This is a genomic window from Pedobacter psychrotolerans, from assembly GCF_004340665.1.
GTDB classification, from domain to species: domain Bacteria; phylum Bacteroidota; class Bacteroidia; order Sphingobacteriales; family Sphingobacteriaceae; genus Pedobacter; species Pedobacter psychrotolerans.
In genome coordinates, this window is the sequence record NZ_SLWO01000004.1 from 479046 (window position 1) to 497065 (window position 18020).

The window sequence follows — 18020 nt, forward strand, 5'->3', positions numbered from 1 at the left end:
AAGGTTTGTAGAAGACCATTTGAATTGGAATGCTAGACTTACACAATCAAATTCTTTAGAAATTAACGGCTAAACCACCTGTATAGCCAAAGAACATGCCGTGTAAAGTACTATTATCGCTATCCCAGGCGTGTAAATAGTGTTTCTGAAGTGCTTTACCTTCTGTTGTATTTGTTGAGATTAAGTTAAAAGACGGACCAGCGAATATTTCCAGATGGTTACTAATTCTCCATGCAGGAAACAGTTGCATAGTGGACTTAAAATAGTTGCCTTTCTTAAAATTCTGCAATGAACTTGCGGTTAGCTCGGTATGAAGTCTGAAATGCTGAGACTGAAAAAAATTTGCACCAAATCCTGCTTCAAGAGCATAGATCGCATCTTTGTTTTTAAAGTTATACCCTGCACCAATAATGCCATACAACACCCTTCCTCCTGAGCGGAAAGTAGCCATGGTAGTTAGGTTCTGATCTGTTGTGAAAGCCACACTTTTTTCTCCATCTTTAACAATATTGATAATTCCGATCGGATAGTCACTGCTATCAGCCACATTAATAAAGCCTGCAAGCTGAACACCTTTTACTTTTTTTGCGATATTGATAAAGCCTGAAATTTGTGCTCCTTTCACATCTGCTGCCTTGTTTAGAAAACCGGCGGCTTGAACTGCTGAAACGTTTCGAGCAGTCCAGTTCAAAAACCCCGCGAGTTGTATACCGCTATTACCCTTCGATATATTGGAAAAACCAGCCAAAGCAGATCTGCTATCATCTCCATAGGTATTGATAAAGCCAGCAAATTGAGTACCTTTTGCTTTACCTCCAATATGATTGGAAAACCCTGCTAATTGAACGCCATATGTGTTTTTATGTATAATATTGGATATGCCAGCGAAAGAAAGTCCCTTTTCTGTAGCTGAAACACCTACCAGGGCATTACATGAAAAAACATTGGTATCAAGCGCTGCATGCCTTCCGTTTGTACTTACAGGATATACTAAACCTATATTTACACTTGTCTTTCTATGATTTTGCGAAAAGCTGTTTAGCGTATTGCCTAATAATATAATCAGGCCTAATACTAAATACCTTAACTTTTCCATAATGTTCGCATTTAAACTGCACTTAATTGTTTTTAAAGTTGTTTTCATTTCTCGTTATTTTAAAATGAGACAACGAAGTGCAGACTTACCCCTATGTGATGAGAAAAAATATTTATTTTGCAATTGGAAGGACCAATCAATGCAGAGAAATGATCGTGTCATTATCACTCTTAAAAAAAATATTAAGTAGCAATATGAGAGTAATGAAGATTGCAATCCACCAACAGTTGTTAGTGTTATTGCTTTTTTACTACCACGGTATTTCGCCTGTTTCCGGATTGCTTTCTTCACTGAAGAATTTGCCAGTCGGGCCATCCTGATCAATTAAGGCATATTTAATGATGCGTTTTGCAGCTTCTTCAACATCACCTCCATTTTGGTTAGTGAAATCGGTTTTCGTATAACCAGGGCAAACTGCATTTATTTTGAATGCCGTATCACGTAATTCGTATGCTAAATGTACGGTGTACATATTCGCAGCAGCTTTAGAAGAACCATAAACCACCATTTTTGCATAATCATAAGGTGGCCAATCTGGGCTGCTCTGGAGCGAAAGAGAACCCACGCTCGTGCTTACATTTACAATTCTTGGCTCAGATGATTTTCCTAATAAATCAATAAAAGCCTGTGTAACCCTTACCACGCCATACACATTGGTTTCATACACTTCTTTAAAGCTGTCGATACTCGATTCGAGTGCGCTTTGTGGTACAATTCCACTAATCCCGGCATTATTGATCAGGATATCCAGATGTCCCTGCTCCTTTTCAACAGTATTTTTTGCCGATAAAATGGTATCAGGCTGAGTCACGTCTATTTCAATGGCCCTGACATTTTCAAAACCCTTTTCTTTCAACTCTTTTACAATGGCTTCCCCTTTTCCAATATCACGACTACCTAAATAAACAAACAGTCCTTTTTTTGAAAGTTGTTTTGCCGTTTCCAAACCGATTCCTTTGTTCGCTCCTGTAATTAATACTATTTTCATTTTTATCATTTTAAGTTAATGAATCAAAATTGCAACGTTAAAAAAGGAAACCGTTTACCATTTGGTAAAAAGCAGATCAATGAATGTTTTTTCGTATCCTGCTTAATGATTGCTGCGTAACCCCTAAATAAGAAGCAATATAGGCCAGTGGAATGCGGTTAATGAGTGATGGATGATTTTGCATAAATTCCAAATACCGTGTTGTAGCATCCTGTGAAATGACAGGGCCTTTTCTGGATTTTTGAAACATACATTTTTGAACCATTTTGTTTTTAATATTATCCCAGCCAACAATGGTTTGAGAAAGCTCTTCCCAATCCTGTTTTGAAAATAGAATCAGCCGGCAATCCGTACAGGCTTGCAAATATTCTGAGGAGAAAGCATTTGCCTCAAAATTTACATAATCAACTACCAAACTGTTTTCGCTGATTAAGCAACGGGTGATTTCTTCACCTTTATTATTGTAGTAACAACCACGGATCACTCCTTCCAACACAAAGCCAACCCGTTTTGGAACTTTCCCTGCTTCAGAAAAATATTCGTCCTTTTTAAGGCTTATTACTGTTACTTTTTGTTCAATGAAGGTTATTTGTTGTGGGTTCAGGTTGCCGAACTGCAAAATGTACTCAATCAATTCTTTCATAGCGGCAAGTTAAGCTAAGTTAGGTTTAAGGCGTTTATCATTTGGTAAAAAGTGCGAGGTAAATGATTGTAGATTGATGTCTTTATCAATTAAGCACCATGATTAGTTACAATAAAAACTTAATCATCGCTTCAGCGGTCTCTACAGGTTTTTCCTCCATAATAAAGTGGCCAGATCCAGCTATAGAGATACAGGAATGATTATCCACTATTTTGCCCAAGGCTTCATCCAGCATATGATTTCCTTCACTTGCAATGCCAAGCACAGGTACAGCTAGTTTCCCGTAGTTTTTACTGTCAATCACATCCTGCGGAAATGCCTGATACCATTGGTTTGCAGCACGGATGCTTTCTGCTTTATCATAAACAGAGGTGTACACCAAGCGGTCTTCTGCTGTTAAACTGTTTCGGTCGGCAGTAAGATTATCAAACAGATAGTCAAGCAAGATATGGCTCCTGTTTTCCAGCAGCTTTTCAGGAAGATCTTTTACCTGATTAAAAGCCAGCCACCAAGGGTACATACTGCCAGCACCATTGCCCGGTGGAGGAAGCATGGGCAGGCGGTATATATCCTCATCAATAGGCCAGGTGTCTAAAAAAACCACTTTAGCCGTTACCTGTTGGAATTGAGCAGCAAAGCTATGAATGATGGTTGTACTGATGTCATGGCCGGCAATGCAGACTTGGTTAAAGCCGTAATGCTTAACCAGCTCATAAATATCTAAAGCCATATTCTTTTTATCATAGCCATTTTCAGGTTTGGTAGAACTGCCCATGCCCCGTACATCAATGGCAATTACCTTGAAATGCTTAACAAGCAATGGCATTAATTTATGGTAGGCCCACCAGGTTTGCGGCCAGCCTGGTAAAAGCAGTAATGGCATGCCCTGGCCACCTTCTACTACATGGAGTGTGGTGCCATTTACATCAATGTATTTATTGGTAAAACCAGGCAGCTTGCTGATTAATTGTTCATCTGTTGATATGGTCATGATTATTGTTTTTATCGATAATAGCTATAATCCGATGCTTTTACTGAATGAGTACCAGGCAAAGGATTTGATATCATTCGGTGCCACATCGCCTGATTGTAAGGCATCAATGGTGTTGGTGATCATCCCCCCAAACAGCGTAAATATCCAGGCAATAGAAAGTTGACTGTGGATTAAATGCTGATCTTGAAGCTGCTCAATTAGTTTAAACCAGCGGTGTTTTATGCTATCAAATGTTCCGTTTTTCTCCGCTTCAGGCACCTGCGCATATGAACTTTTTCCATATAGTTTTTGTAGAAAAGCGTATTTCGCCCCGCAATCAATCCCTGCATAAAGCATGAGCTCTAATTGTTTTTTAGGATCAGCAGAAGCATGGTAAGCGTCGGTCATGGCCTGCTGGCAGGTCACCATCATATCGTTTTTGCAGCACTCGATAAGTTCCTGGCGGCTTTTAAAATTTAAATGCAGTGTACGGCGATGAACATCTGCCCGCTCAGCAACACAGTCAAGCGAGGCCGATAAGTCATCATTAAAAACTTTTATAGCAGCGTCAATTATGATCTGTTTAGTATTTTTCACAAAGCAAACATACGAATACATACACAAATATGTGCATATATTTATATTAATATGCATGATAAAAAACCAATCTCAATTAATCTGCCTTAAAAATAACACTTCGGTCTCCTGCTCTTTTTAGTTTCGATATAATAGCCTACAGAAATTTCGTGCGAACCATAATCATAATTACCCAGTTTATTCAAACTATAATCATAACCATAACCAATGCGCAAATTAGATCGGATAAAAAATTCGCTGATGAAACCTGCCGCAGCCTTACTGTTCAGATCGCGCTGCAGGTTGTCTTTAGGGTAAAGTTTTACCGAGGTACGGTAAACTGCACCTAGCCACAAACGTTCTTTGATCAATAAAAAGGCATTTAAATCCAATGAGGTTGGCCCATGTAAATCATCCTTAATTAAAAAGGTGGGTTTAAAAACAAAATCTTCATTTACAGTAAATGCCATGCCTGCGGTGAGGTAGAAATGTGGTTGAATTTTAATGTTAAGCGCATTGTAATCGCTAAATACCGATAGTGATTTAGCCAGAAGGTTGTTTGCAGAAAAACCGATAAAAAACTTTTCGTTAGAATAATGTATACCGGCCCGTACATCGGGCATGGTTTGACTTACCACTCCTGTAATGATGCGATTATCGCCTTCTTCGATAGGATCTAACAAATTGCCGTTTAAGGAAGATTGGATTACGCCTACGCCTAAACCAAAAGCAAGGATATTGGTTTCAGTACGATCGAGTTTTATCCGGTAGGCAAAGTTTGCCGATGCATTTAAACTATTTTGTGCGCCTATTTTATCTTTGGTAATGATCATGCCAATGCCTAAACTTTCATCATTAATTGCTTCATCTGCAGATATGGACAGGGTTTGTGGCGCACCCCGAACACCTGTCCATTGTGCTCTTGCAAAAGCCTGGAGATAAAGCTCTTCCTTATAACCCGCATAGGCAGGGTTAATGTACAGACCATTAAATACATACTGCCCAAATTGAGCGTCCTGCTGCGCAAAAAGCTTAATGGCTGATGTAATCATGATTAAAACAAAAAATATCACTCTCCAAATTTTCATGTTTATATATTTTATCATATTTACCGTATTACAGTTACATAACCTTTGTAATCTTCCCAAGCTGAATTTCCGTTCTTCACCTTAATTATGTAGAAATAAGTTCCGTCTGCCAGTCCCGGAGCAGTCCAATCATTCTGGTAGTGATTGGATTGGTAAACCGTACTCCCCCAACGGTTAATAATGGTCACTTCATTTGATTCAAAGGATTCCAGGAGTTGGATATAAAAAGTGTCGTTCTTGCCGTCCCCATTAGGCGTGAAAACATTTGGTATTCTTAAACCTGAAATCTCTTTTTGATCGGTTGATTTATTATTGGCCAGGTTCGGATCAAATTCTGTTGCCGTAACCACTGCCGTATTGCTGACCATACCTGGCTGTTTGGATCTTACTTTAATTACCAGTTCGGCAAACTTACCATTGGCCAAAAAAGGGATGTTCCAGGTAATGGTCTGTTTAAGCTGATCGAAGGTGGCTATGCCATCTGTGGATTGCCCCAGGTGTTCAAATAATAGGTTTTTTGGAAGTGCATCTTCAATCACCAGATTGGTGGCATCATTAGCCCCATTATTTCTAACGTTTAGATAATAATCAAAAACCTGGTCAACGACTACAATCTTTGATTCCGATCGCTTTGTGATGGCCACATCAGCAACAAGTCTATGTGGCACAACCACTTCTATTTCTTCAGAAATATCAGAGAAACAGCCAAGCGCATTCCATGTAGCCACTCTATAAACTCCTGCAGTTGCGGTAATCAGTGTCTGGTTATTTTGTCCATTAACCAATACATTATCTTTATACCAGATATACGAAGCTGCCCCTGCCGAATTTGCACGCAAAACCACTGACGATCCTGGTGCGATCGCAATCGTTTGCCGCCCTTCGGAAGCAGTCTGGCCCATTGCTGTTTGTATAAAAAACAACATTATAGCCAATAACAGAAAGGAGAATTCCCTTCGCATCATTTATACCTTATATTTCAGAAAATGTAAACCTTCTACCTAGAAAGTAACTGCTGTGGCAGTACCTATTAGGGTTCCTGGCGTAATGGTTGGTTTTGTTGGTTTAGCTGTTACGGTAATATCATGATCAGCAGTTTGCGGGCAATAGTTTTTGCCGCCAATTACATAACCTACTTTTAACCGATGTTTTTTGGTTCCAACTGTAGCAGGTGCTGATGGGGTATAATCTTTTGCTATTGCACCAGATATTGCCGTTTCATTTGCACCATCAACTGTATACCATTGATAGGCTAATGTGGTAATGGTAGGGTCTTCCGGATTGGTAACTAAACCTACCTGTGCCAACGGGCTTTCCAAACAGAAATTGGCAGGTGTAAAATCAACCACCAAAGGCTTAAGTACATACACCGGAATTTCCTGTAACTCAGATTCGCAGGCACCTGCTGTGGTTGATTTGGAACTTAAATAATAGTAACCAGTATTTAAATCAGCGGCGGCGATTTTACCTGACACTAGCGTTACGCCTGTACCTGGCGTTGTGGTTTGGGTTGCACTGTATTTCACGATCCAGTCTTCTCCAGCTGGCGCAGCAGGCAAGGTAAGATCTGATCCTTTACAGAATAAACTCACCCCAGGGGTGGTTGGGAGTACCTGTGCAGATAATTTTGAGAATGCGCAGAAGATTACGAAGATAACTGCGAAGATTGTTTTTGTAGTTGAATTGTTCATGGGGACTGATTTTTTTGTTTGATTAATATTGTGATGTAGTTTGTACCAGCACATGCGGTGCTGATGGTTTTGGATTTATTTTAATGTTAAAATTTAGCTGAGTACTGCAACCTGTTGCATTCTTAAGGGTTAATACGCCAGTGTGCATACCCACCGGGGCATTAGCTGGGATATTAAATGGGATGCTTCCTGCTGGCAAAAGCTGATTGGTAATGGGGTCAAAACCTGTTGTATTCCAGATAATGCTATAAGTTACAGGGTTATTTAACGGATTGGTATAACTTAATGATGAAGTAGTAAAGCCCTGGCAAATTTCGGGTTCAGCACCGAGCGTTAAATCTGGCAGAGCACTTACTGCTACCATAAAATCTGTTTTTTTCTCTTCGCAACCTCTGGCAGTTGCGGTGATGGTTGCGGTACCTGCAAATGTGTTACTCCAGGTTACTTTACCACTGGCGGCATCAATAACCCCAGCCGCTAAAGGCAATAAAGAATATACCATTTCTGTGGTGTTGCTAGCAGTTGCCACATAAGTGTCCGTACCAGCACCGACACATTTCTTGTCAGTTAATCCGCTATTAAAAACGGGTATGCTCACCTTTCCGTTCACGGTAATATTTCCGGTGATGGTTAGTGCATTTCCGGCCGTACCCGTTACGGTGTAAGTTTTTATTGGCCCTGCGGTGGTGGGTGTACCGCTAATGGTTAATTTCTTTCCTCTATTATCGTAAGCCCAGGTTATACCATTTGGTAATCCGGTAACATTAACATTATTAGTACCTGATGGGATATTAAAAATAATATTATCCATCACTGTACCTACACAAACTACTCTATCGCCAGAACCCGTATTGGTTGTAACCGAACTCTGATCATTATTGGTTACCTGATCAGGTTGAGGGCCTGTAATGGTAGCGGTGTTTACATTCTGGCCAGTTTTTACCACCTTTGCCGTAATTGTTAAACTCATACTGGCATTACTGGCCAAATCTCCAACAGTCCATATCCCTGAACCCGGATCATAACTTGTACCCTGCGGTGCTACGCTTGATACGTAGGTAAATCCACTTGGAAGCAAATCTGTAACTGATACGCCAACGGCATTGCCATCACCTAAATTTTCTGCTTTAAGGGTAAATACTACATTGCTGTTTAGTTCCGGGTAGGCTACATTAATCGTTTTAGTTATGGAGCGGTCAATATTACAAAGCAAGATGTTTACGGGTAAAGATGGTGCGCTGATACCACATTCTAATTGCGTAGTTACACTATAATTTCCTGATGATGTGGCCACATACGTATTATTAGTAGCCTCGTTTATCAGCACACCATTTAGATACCATTGATACGGACCTGCATTTGCTTTAGCGGTTAATGTTGCAGTAGTACAATCGGTTTGACTGTAAGTAGGCTGTTCTCCTTTTTCAGGAAAACGTGAAATAAAGTTCGACATCGAAAATCCATTACCTTGTTGTACCATCGAAACCGTAAGCCGATCGGCGCTGGTTATAGTGATTACCTTTGGCGAGCCAATATCTGCTTTCGTAAAACTTATTAAATACAAGCCAGACGTTCCGAGAGGTTTCCGGGTACCAACACTTGCTATCGCTTCAATATCACTATTGGTATAATTGGTTGTGCCAAATTGGGTTGTAAGGTAGATTTTAGCAGTGCTTTGTGTAATGATGTAACCAAAATAGGATAAATCACTATTATTATAAGCGGTGAAATTATTGGTTTCTACCCTCTTAGATCCTGAACAACTGGATATCGGAACCAGGGTGGCTACATCAACTTCGCAACCACCGCCGCTAGAAATGCCGGCCGTACCAGAAAATACACCTACATTTTTAGTCGCCTCAATTCTTGAAGACGAATACCTGCCTGTATTTATACCCGGCGGATCTTGCGCACTATAGGTTCCGTCAATAAAACCGTGGTCGAAAGTTTTAAAATCTCCAGCTTGCACCAGCGTAAATGTTACTACGCTTTTCTCCACTCCATTTTTATCAAAACTCGTAACTTTAACAACAGTATTCGGTTGTGTAGCAATAACTGTTGTTTTTTCTGCAGTGGAATTACCTTCACCTCTAACTACCATATATTCCTGCCCCAACGAAGCAATTGGCGGAATGGGATTGTATGCACCATCGCCGCAGCCTCCCGGGGCATCCAGATCTGCGGCAGTGTTCATTACGCTAGATTGTGAAGATTCAACTAAAGTTCCGATGGGTGCATTGAATAAATAACTCTGTCCGGCATTTAAGGTTGCGGTAGCCACACCACCTATTTTAACAATAGTATTATTTTGGGTGGCCATAATGCTATAGATCGGCGGGTGTGCAGAACCCTCAAGATTCCCATCCCGATAGTACCCTACCCTAAAAGATGTTCCTATTGCCGCATCACCAAAACTAAAGAGCGAAGCATTCCCTTTAATATCTGCATCACTACCATCAGTCCCTAAATTATCAGAGGCTACATTTCTTAAATTAACTGAAATAGATCCTGTAGCCTCTACTATTAATCCGGCTCCGCTTAGCACCTTATTTAATTCGTGTGCAGGTACATCTTTAGGCGGCCCAGTAAAACGATAAACAAAAGGCGATCCTTGGGCAGAGGTAAAAGTGGTAACAAAAGTGCCATCGCTTTTAGATATGGTGCCGGTAACGGTTCCACTTTCTGATGCAATTACTATTTCGTTGGCCTTGCTCCAGTATTGCCATGGTGCGGGGGCAATATAATGTAGAGAATAACTGGGTGGAGATAAAAATTTTCCAATGTTTATGGTTTCTGAATGAGAAAAAGCAGATAAACTATTTAAGCTAATATCTGTTTTGATTTTACATTGCACAACAGTAATATTTACTGCACCAAGCAATATTAATCCAATTAACCAGTTAAATATAAACAGTAGTAAACCTTTTATCATATACAAACCATTAGAAAGCCCAATATGCGCCTTAACATGGTTCTGATATTTATTAAAATGTGGGGCACATCTTAATAAATTTTACATAATCAGGTTAATAACTTTTAAGCAGTATCAATCTATTTACGTAAACGAAAAATGTATGGTTTTTGGGGATCTTACAGGCTAATGTAAAGAAAAATTTTGCAGTAAAACCTACCATCAATATTAATTTTAAAGCATCTGGAGGCGGTTTAAAACCAATGTTATGCAAAATAAAATAGGCTGTATTTCTACTGATACGCAAATCAGAAAAAAAATAATTTAGTTTGTCTGTTTTTTAAATTCTGATTCTTTTCAAATGTCTTTTATTGAGGTTTTTAAATTGTTTTTGTTTCCTAAATTTACATTAGGAAAAGGTTTTTAGGTTTTCTCTTAAAAAAAAGTGATAAATGCCTACGTCATTTTAAAATTATAGACAAATAGAAAAAATATGAGGCTGGTGATCTGCATTATTAGGTTTTAGTTTCCTGAAAACGAGTGGTGAAGTTTGTGGTTTCTTCGAAATCCCCAATAAATCACGTCAGAAATAATGCTTCAAGTTTTAGTTAAAAAAAATAGGAGATTAAAATCTCCTATTTAATTATTTAACAAAGGTTTTTAAATATGTGAAGCCTGTTGTCCAATCGATGTCTGGATAACGTTGATTAGCCAGCTGATGATGATGGGTTGTAAACATGGAATACATATATTGTGCCTGTTGCCATTTGGCATACAATTCATTTTCCCCAGCCGGGTGATCAGCTCTTTGTTTTTTAATAAATTCCGCAAAATCTTCAAGACTGGAAAGTTGCTGCATCCTAAATTCCTGACCTGTTATTTCTTTTATATCAGTCCATATCATTCGTGGACTGATCTGGAAACTTGCAATCTGTAAATCCCGGGGTGCGTGGTCATCCATGGCGACCGCAGCTGTAAAGGCAGCAGTATCATCCATAGTGGTAAAATCCAATTTCCAGTCTTCCTTTTCGCCCCAATATCCTATACTTCTATCTTTCAGATTTAGTATGGGTGTGTAATATTTCAGGATATCTGCAAATGCACCATTAAAGATGGATGTTGCTTCAATCGAAGTGCTATCCAGGTAAGTTTTAAATTGTCTTCTTAGATCGAAATTCCTGTTTTCACCTGGTACCAGGTTATTATAGTCAGTACAAAAATCGGAAGGGATAAATCTTGGCACGCCCGCCTGTATAGCACCGTCCAAAATTCTTTTCTGCAGATCGATAATCACATCATCCAGACCTGCCAATGCCGATACCACACATGCTATATCCGAACAGGCATCGGTGATTTCACCAATATTATTTAAATCTGCCAGGATAACCTTAACACCAATATCTTTTAAGGCTACTATCTTCTCTGGATCTGTAGCGGTTCGGACGATGGCACTTACGTCTGCATCTCTTTTTATCAATTCCCTGCAAATTCTATTTCCAAGGTTTCCGGTAGCACCAGCCACTAAAATTGTTTTTTTCATTTTATAAACTATTAATTAATGCTTCTATGATGCCAAAAAGTGGAAAACAGCGTCCAATACTTGTTCAGGTTTTTCTTCAAATAAATAATGGCCGCTTTCTAACACAGGAATTACTTTTAAATTATTTGCTACGTAAGGTAATCCCATTTTCATGTAATTGTAGCTCACATAACTCCCGATACCAAGTACGGGCATGGCTAGCTGGGGGTATAACTTTGCATCTTCAATATCCTGCGTAAAGGTTTGGTACCAGGCGTTGGAGGCTCTGATACTTTCTGCTTCATTATAAACTGAAGCATACAACGCTCTTTCAAATAAACTCATTTTACTCTCATCAATCATTACGTATTTAAAAAGCCAATCCAGTAGGTATTGAAAACGACCTTCCAGGATTTTCTCTGGTAATTCTTTCACCTGATTGAATCCCATCCACCAGGCATAAGGCATATTGGCATCCATTTTTGTTTTGAAGGTTCCTGCCGCAGGTAGTAATGGCATTTGCATCCTCCCCTCACTCGGGTGTGAGCCATCCAAAACAATTAACTTTTTTGTAAACTGCGGATAGTTAAATGCAAAACTCATTGCAACCATCCCACCAATATCATGCCCCATGATATGAACGCCGGATAATCCCAACTGCTGAATCAATTCCAGTATATCAGTGGCCATGGTTTTCTTATCAAATCCTGATGCAGGTTTTTCAGAACTGCCCATCCCCCTGATGTCTACTATAATTACGCGGTATGTTTTTGCAAGTGGTAAGGCTACTGAACGGTAAGAATACCAGTTTTGTGGCCAGCCGGGCAAGCAAATTAGCGGGGTGCCGCTACCGCCATCAACGTAATGCAGCCTCACTCCGTTAACCATCGCATATTGATTGGTAAAGCCCGGAAAATCTTTAATCAGCTCATCATCAGTATATTGAATTTGAGGCAATATCGTTTTATCATCCATTTGAATCTTAATATTTTGTAGACTCAAATGTAGCCTGCTATAGCGTGTTAAAAACTACCAATTGGTAGAAAATCAGCCTACCGGATATTTTTCCTAATCCGGCTCAAAGCATTAGGTGTAATGCCAAGTACTGCGGCCAGCTGCTTAACGGGTACCTTTTGTAATAACTCAGGGTTATTCATAAATTCACGATACCGTTCTTCGGCAGAAAGAGTCTGAAAATTTAAAATCTGGTCTATCATTCTCACAGTCACCTCCTCCCATATTTTTCTACCAAACTCTTCCCAAACGCTGATGTGTCCGTATAAAAAATCCATATCCTTCTTCTCAATTACGATGAGTTTGGTTTCTTCTATGGCCTCGATGTTAAACCTGGAGGGCTTCTGTGGATTAAGGCTGGAAATTTCAGTGAAAAATTCATTTTTAAATGTTACCCAGGTTGTATTTTCCTGGTCATTTAAATTGTAATAAAATCGCACACCGCCAGACACAATGAAAAAATATTGATTGGCAATTTGCCCTTTTCTCAGGATTAATTTTCCTTTTGGCACCTGCCTTTCCTTACACCTGGAAATGACCAGTTGTAGATCCAGATCATCTATCCAGATCATTTTTCTAATAAATAAAATAAACTCTTCCATTATAATTTTTCAGTTAAAATTGCTACAAAAATTTGGTTACAACAAAGGGTCGGAAAGTTCATCTTGTCGATCATGATTAAAAGAGGTTCAGTCTTCCTCGAAGCACTTAATCAGAACACGAACAAATCGCTACTTCACCTGGCTTTGATAAAGCGGCTATTTGATTAAATTGCCAGGATAAATACCGATTTAGCCCAGTCAGTCAAGGCTTTCTATACATCTCCACAAAGGCCTTTAAAGCCCTGCTTTGCGGAACATTCTTACGAAATATCAGCACGGTTGACATGGTACCCAATTCTTTATTCAGCGAAAATGACTTCAGTTTACGGCCATTATAGTATTGGGCGATCAGTTCGGCGGGCAAGATACTGATGCCAAGGCCTGCTTCTACAAAGTTTATAATGCCATCAACCGAATTTAAAACGATGCTCTTATACTGGATAATGCCTTTGGAATTAAGCCAGGATTCCAGCCTGGCACGAAATACGCAGCCCTGATCAAATACGATAATTTTAACCGGCTGATCAGCCAGTAGCATTTTTAATTCCGGTGCATTTGCAGCAGCAAAAATTGCCAATTGCTCATCCTTAATATGCAATTGATCAAGCCCGGGCGTATTAATAGGTGCCGATACAAAGGCTGCATCTAATTTGTAATTCATCACATCACTTATCAAATCCAGCCGCATTTCAGATTTAAACTCTAAATCTACATTAGGATATGCTTTGGTAAAGCAGGAGAGCATATCAGGTACCTTAAAAGCCATTGTCGTTTCAATACAGCCAATTTTAAGCTGACCGTTCACCTGGTTAGATTTTTCTATATCCTCTTTTGCTTCCTGAATCAGGTGGTCAATCTGTTTGCTGTAATGCATCAGTGTTTCTCCGGCATTGGTTAGGGCAACTTTGCGTGAACTGCGTTTAAACAGGGCGGTGCCAAATTCTTCCTCCAGGTTTTTGATGCGCGCCGTCACATTTGATTGTACAGTGAACATGGCTTCGGCAGCTCTGGTGAAACTACCATGAGCAGCAACAGCTTCAAATATTTTCAGATCGTTGGTATTCATATCATTATTTATGATTTATTTAATCATTATTAATCGTTTTTGGTAATCAAATATCATGATTAATTTTGGATAAACAATAACATATGAAAACAAGCACTTTAATCAATACCAGTTTAATTACCATTGCAGGCTTACTCTTGTTAAGCAACCTGGCATTGGCTCAATCAACAAAAAACATAAATAAAATACATATGGAAACTTCAGCAGTTCATTACCGCAATATCAAAATTAAAGGTTTAAATATATTCTATAGGGAGGCTGGGCCTAAGGACGCACCCACCATCTTATTGCTTCATGGCTACCCTACTTCATCGCATATGTACCGTAATCTCATCCCGGTTTTAAGCAAAAAATACCATGTACTGGCACCCGACTTTCCTGGGTTTGGCTATTCAGACGCACCTGACCGTTCTCAATTTAACTATACGTTTGATAATCTGGCCAGCACGATGCAAGGTTTTATTAACGAACTTGATCTTAAACACTTCGCCATTTATATATTTGACTATGGCGCACCTGTTGGCTTGAGGCTAGCCTTAGCCAATCCCGAAAAAATTACCGGGATTATTACACAAAATGGCAACGCTTATGAAGAAGGGCTAAGTAGTGAATGGAACCCTATCCAAAAGTATTGGAAAGAACCATCACAAGCCAATAGGGATGCACTTAAGGATTTTGTATCTAAAGAAGCAACATGGTACCAGTACCATGAGGGGGTGTCTGATCCGACACTGATTGCACCCGAAACGTACACTTTGGATCAACACTTTTTGGATCGTTCAGGAAACATTGAAATACAGCTTGATCTTGTAAAAGATTATAGAACCAACGTAGCCATGTATCCGAAATTCCATGCCTATTTCAGGGCGTACAAGCCACAACTTTTAGCCGTTTGGGGTAATAAAGACCCTTACTTTTTACCAGCTGGCGCCGAAGCCTACAAACAAGATAACCCCAACGCCGTTGTTAAATTTTATAACACGGGCCACTTCGCCCTTGAAACAAATGTTAAAGAAATCGGCCAGGATGTTCTAAATTTTTTAAATGGATTGCCTAAGTAATGGGATGCATTGAAAAGGAATTATTTTTTCGATCAGCTTGATCCTGCTACTACTTAAGGGTTAAACAGGGCTTGTTTAGTAGCAAAAGAGTGGTCATATCGTGGACTACAGGAAAAATACAAAAGTTTAATCTTCAAGTATCTTAACGTGAATATTGTTAATAAATAAGGGGAATCATCCGATGGACAATTCCCCTTATTTTTTTTTCATCTTTCACAAGATACCCTGTTCCTAGAACTGGCTTATGCTATACTTTAAAACCAGGCTAATCCGGCTTTTCGTTATTGTAGATTTTCAATACTTCATCCGCAGTTAAAGCCTTATTGTAGTACCTGATATCATCCATAGATCCTTTGAAAAAAGCAGCACTCGAGAAATAAAACGGACTGGTTTTATCCGTAAAACTCAATATGCCTTTAGGAAGAATTTGCCCGATCGCTAAATTTACCGGAGTGGTCAGTGCAAAGGCAGTACCTGCAGCACTTTCAGATCTGGTTTGAACACCATCTACATAAAAGGTAATTGCGCCGTTCCCCGCCGTAACCACAGCATGATGCCAGGCTCCAACTTCCATTTTTCCTGGATTACTGTCCCTATCATAAGTAGCCGCAGGGGTTTTCAGCGTCATAAATAGAAAATTATCAGATTGAAGCTGGAATTTAAAACCATTCCATTTATTCAAAGACAGCAGATAATTATCAGCAAAAGCTTCCTTAACATTGATCCAGAGGCTAATACTCAACACCTGCGGATTAAGGGCTGCACTATATGGAACCTCAATATAAGCACCCTGATCAAAAGCATAGGCATTACCTGTCTGGCCAAAGCGATCGGTTGTTGCAACTGGCAAAATTCCACCATCACGGTGATTATCAGCTGTTCCGATAATTCCTGTCATTAAAGTTCCATCATGACCATTACCAGTAGCATCTGCTGTATTACCTTTAAAAAGCCATTTCGCAACCAGATTGGATGCTGCAACTTCTTCAATTTTTCTGGCACCAAACGCAGTTGCCGCCCGCCTTAAATTGGCTAAGGCGTTATTCACTTCCTCCTGCGTATATGCGCCTGAGCTAACTGCACTGGCCAGATCAATAGCAGATTTAAGTTGAACCCGTGCTTGTTTAGGATACTGACCAATATCATGTCCTTCCGCACTTTGATTATACACCTGCTTTACAGAATCAGTAAGTTGCGTGAGGCTTGATTTGTTAGCTGTATAATCTGGCAGATTGGCATCATCTTTACAAGATGTAAAAATCGCAACAGCCAGCAATAAATAAAACGGGAATTTAAGCGATGATTTATAATTTTTAAAATTCATTTTAATGGCATTAAAGTTTACCGTTAGCATTTAATTCCGTTTGAGGAATTGGAAAAAACCGGTTATTTGTATAATTAAAATTCGGTGATCCGGGCTTCATTGCAGCATCGGCATAGGCCTGACCATAACGGATGACATCAAAGAAACGTTGAAACTCCAGAGCAAGTTCTGAACGTCTTTCCCTGCGGATGACATCTCTTAAATCTGACTGGTTCACCACGGTTATCGCAGCGAGCAGATCAGCCGGAGGCGTACCATCATAATTTTTTCTTGCCCTTTCCCGCACCTTATTGAGTGGCACTAAGGCAGCGGCAGATTGACCTGATTCGTTCAATGCCTCAGCCTTAATGAGCAATAAATCTGCAAAACGCAAAGCTTCGTAATTCAGGTTGCCATCGTTTTTAGTCGTGGTGGGTACCTCGCTCACTGGCTGAATATGCTTTTTAGAAAGGTAACCAGTACTGCTCCATGAAGGATCAAAAGTACTATCATAATAAGGTTTGCCTGCCCTTTCAATGGTAAGATCGAGCCGTGGATCATTCGCTTCAAAATTATTCACCAGACTTTGCGTAGGAAAAAAAGTGCCTGCACCATTTAAAGAACGAGGCGCAAACCAATAATTTAAGGAATTTCCCTGCGAAGGTTGCGATCCACGGACGTGCCACACCGAAAATATTACCTCACTATTGGTTTTGGCAGATGCATTGAAATTATCTGCAAAGCGGTCAGTTAAGGCATAACCTAAAGCTTCTACTTGCTCACTGTATTGAATGGCCTGGGCATATTTCTGTTGAAAAAGAGATGCCTTTGCCAATAAAGCCAATGCAGCACCTTTGGTTGCCCTCCCCTGATCAGTATTTGAATCCCATTTTTGCGGTAAACCAGCGGCAGCTTCCGTCAGGTCTTTTTCAATCTGGGTGTACACTTGCGCCTGTGGTGATGCAGCCAGCGCAGCATCTGCGAGCGTACTCACTTTTAAGCGCAACGGAATATTACCGTAAAAATTGGTCAGCATGAAATAGTAGTAGGCCCTAAGAAATTTCGCCTGAGAAAGTAATTGTGTTCTGGCTGTTTCAGAGATGTTGGCATTATCAGCCGTAAGCCCATCTGTAATTACGTTGCAACGATTAATGCCATCGTAATACCTCGCCCATAAAGATTGCACAGCAGCGTTTCCTGGCAGGATATTGTACAGATCAATCGCAGTGTAGTCCGCCTGCTCACCTGCATTGCCTCCAATAACAACATCATCAGTAGCCACGTCGCCCAATACCCAAACAGGATTGCTCGAAGCATCGGTAAATGTAAGCGGAATATAAGCCGCGTTAACAGCAGTTTTTGCTGTAGCTTCATTGCTGAACAGATCGGCATCTGAGTAATAACCCAGTGCAGGCTGATCCAAAAATTTCTTGCACCCTGTTACAGAAATCAGGCAAATGGCAAGAGAAAGTATATATAATTTTTTCAT

16 protein-coding genes are annotated in these 18020 nt (G+C 39.9%); 1 reads left to right on the forward strand and 15 read right to left on the reverse strand.

The genetic code is table 11. The annotated features are described in order from the left end of the window. Positions 1–55: 55 nt before the first annotated feature. From EV200_RS12345 to EV200_RS12405, 13 genes are all read right to left on the reverse strand, one after another. Positions 56–1144, reverse strand: coding sequence for a hypothetical protein (locus EV200_RS12345; protein WP_132533004.1), 1089 nt, complete (start codon positions 1142–1144; stop codon positions 56–58). 202 nt (positions 1145–1346) lie between these two features. Further along, positions 1347–2084 carry an SDR family oxidoreductase gene (locus tag EV200_RS12350; RefSeq protein ID WP_132533006.1) on the reverse strand — a complete coding sequence of 246 codons (738 nt, stop codon included), beginning with the start codon at positions 2082–2084 and terminating at the stop codon, positions 1347–1349. A gap of 76 nt (positions 2085–2160) precedes the next feature. After that, on the reverse strand, positions 2161–2727 hold the full coding sequence (locus EV200_RS12355) for a Crp/Fnr family transcriptional regulator (RefSeq protein WP_132533008.1): 567 nt from the start codon (positions 2725–2727) through the stop codon (positions 2161–2163). 106 nt (positions 2728–2833) lie between these two features. Further along, complete coding sequence (locus EV200_RS12360) at positions 2834–3718, reverse strand: alpha/beta fold hydrolase (RefSeq protein WP_132533010.1); 885 nt, start codon at positions 3716–3718, stop codon at positions 2834–2836. Between the two features lie 24 nt (positions 3719–3742). Beyond that, positions 3743–4297 (reverse strand): TetR/AcrR family transcriptional regulator, encoded by a 555-nt coding sequence (locus tag EV200_RS12365; RefSeq protein WP_165877923.1) that lies wholly within the window; start codon positions 4295–4297, stop codon positions 3743–3745. Positions 4298–4383: 86 nt separating this feature from the next. Beyond that, positions 4384–5364 (reverse strand): PorP/SprF family type IX secretion system membrane protein, encoded by a 981-nt coding sequence (locus EV200_RS12370; RefSeq protein WP_132533014.1) that lies wholly within the window; start codon positions 5362–5364, stop codon positions 4384–4386. Positions 5365–5384: 20 nt separating this feature from the next. Then, positions 5385–6329, reverse strand: a complete 945-nt coding sequence (locus EV200_RS12375; protein ID WP_132533016.1) for a T9SS type B sorting domain-containing protein — start codon at positions 6327–6329, stop codon at positions 5385–5387. Between the two features lie 36 nt (positions 6330–6365). Further along, entirely contained in the window at positions 6366–7055 is a 690-nt protein-coding gene (locus EV200_RS12380; RefSeq protein WP_132533018.1) for a hypothetical protein, read from the reverse strand. Between the two features lie 22 nt (positions 7056–7077). Beyond that, positions 7078–9987, reverse strand: a complete 2910-nt coding sequence (locus EV200_RS12385; protein WP_132533020.1) for a DUF11 domain-containing protein — start codon at positions 9985–9987, stop codon at positions 7078–7080. Between the two features lie 622 nt (positions 9988–10609). Further along, positions 10610–11506, reverse strand: coding sequence for an NmrA family NAD(P)-binding protein (locus EV200_RS12390; RefSeq protein ID WP_132533023.1), 897 nt, complete (start codon positions 11504–11506; stop codon positions 10610–10612). 24 nt (positions 11507–11530) lie between these two features. After that, positions 11531–12460: an alpha/beta fold hydrolase gene (locus tag EV200_RS12395; RefSeq protein WP_132533025.1), complete on the reverse strand. Its 930-nt coding sequence runs from the start codon at positions 12458–12460 to the stop codon at positions 11531–11533. 77 nt (positions 12461–12537) lie between these two features. After that, the gene (locus EV200_RS12400) at positions 12538–13101 is read right to left on the reverse strand and encodes a Crp/Fnr family transcriptional regulator (protein ID WP_132533027.1); all 564 of its coding nucleotides are present in this window, start codon (positions 13099–13101) and stop codon (positions 12538–12540) included. Between the two features lie 202 nt (positions 13102–13303). Then, positions 13304–14167 (reverse strand): LysR family transcriptional regulator, encoded by an 864-nt coding sequence (locus EV200_RS12405; RefSeq protein WP_132533029.1) that lies wholly within the window; start codon positions 14165–14167, stop codon positions 13304–13306. An 83-nt stretch (positions 14168–14250) separates the two neighbouring features. Between EV200_RS12405 and EV200_RS12410 the strand changes: the two genes are divergently transcribed. Continuing rightward, positions 14251–15228 carry an alpha/beta fold hydrolase gene (locus EV200_RS12410; RefSeq protein ID WP_132533031.1) on the forward strand — a complete coding sequence of 326 codons (978 nt, stop codon included), beginning with the start codon at positions 14251–14253 and terminating at the stop codon, positions 15226–15228. Between the two features lie 265 nt (positions 15229–15493). Here EV200_RS12410 and EV200_RS12415 read toward each other — a convergent pair whose 3' ends face one another. Next, on the reverse strand, positions 15494–16582 hold the full coding sequence (locus tag EV200_RS12415) for a LamG domain-containing protein (protein ID WP_132533033.1): 1089 nt from the start codon (positions 16580–16582) through the stop codon (positions 15494–15496). Beyond that, entirely contained in the window at positions 16563–18020 is a 1458-nt protein-coding gene (locus EV200_RS12420) for a RagB/SusD family nutrient uptake outer membrane protein (protein WP_132533035.1), read from the reverse strand. The genes EV200_RS12415 and EV200_RS12420 overlap by 20 nt, the downstream gene beginning before the upstream one ends.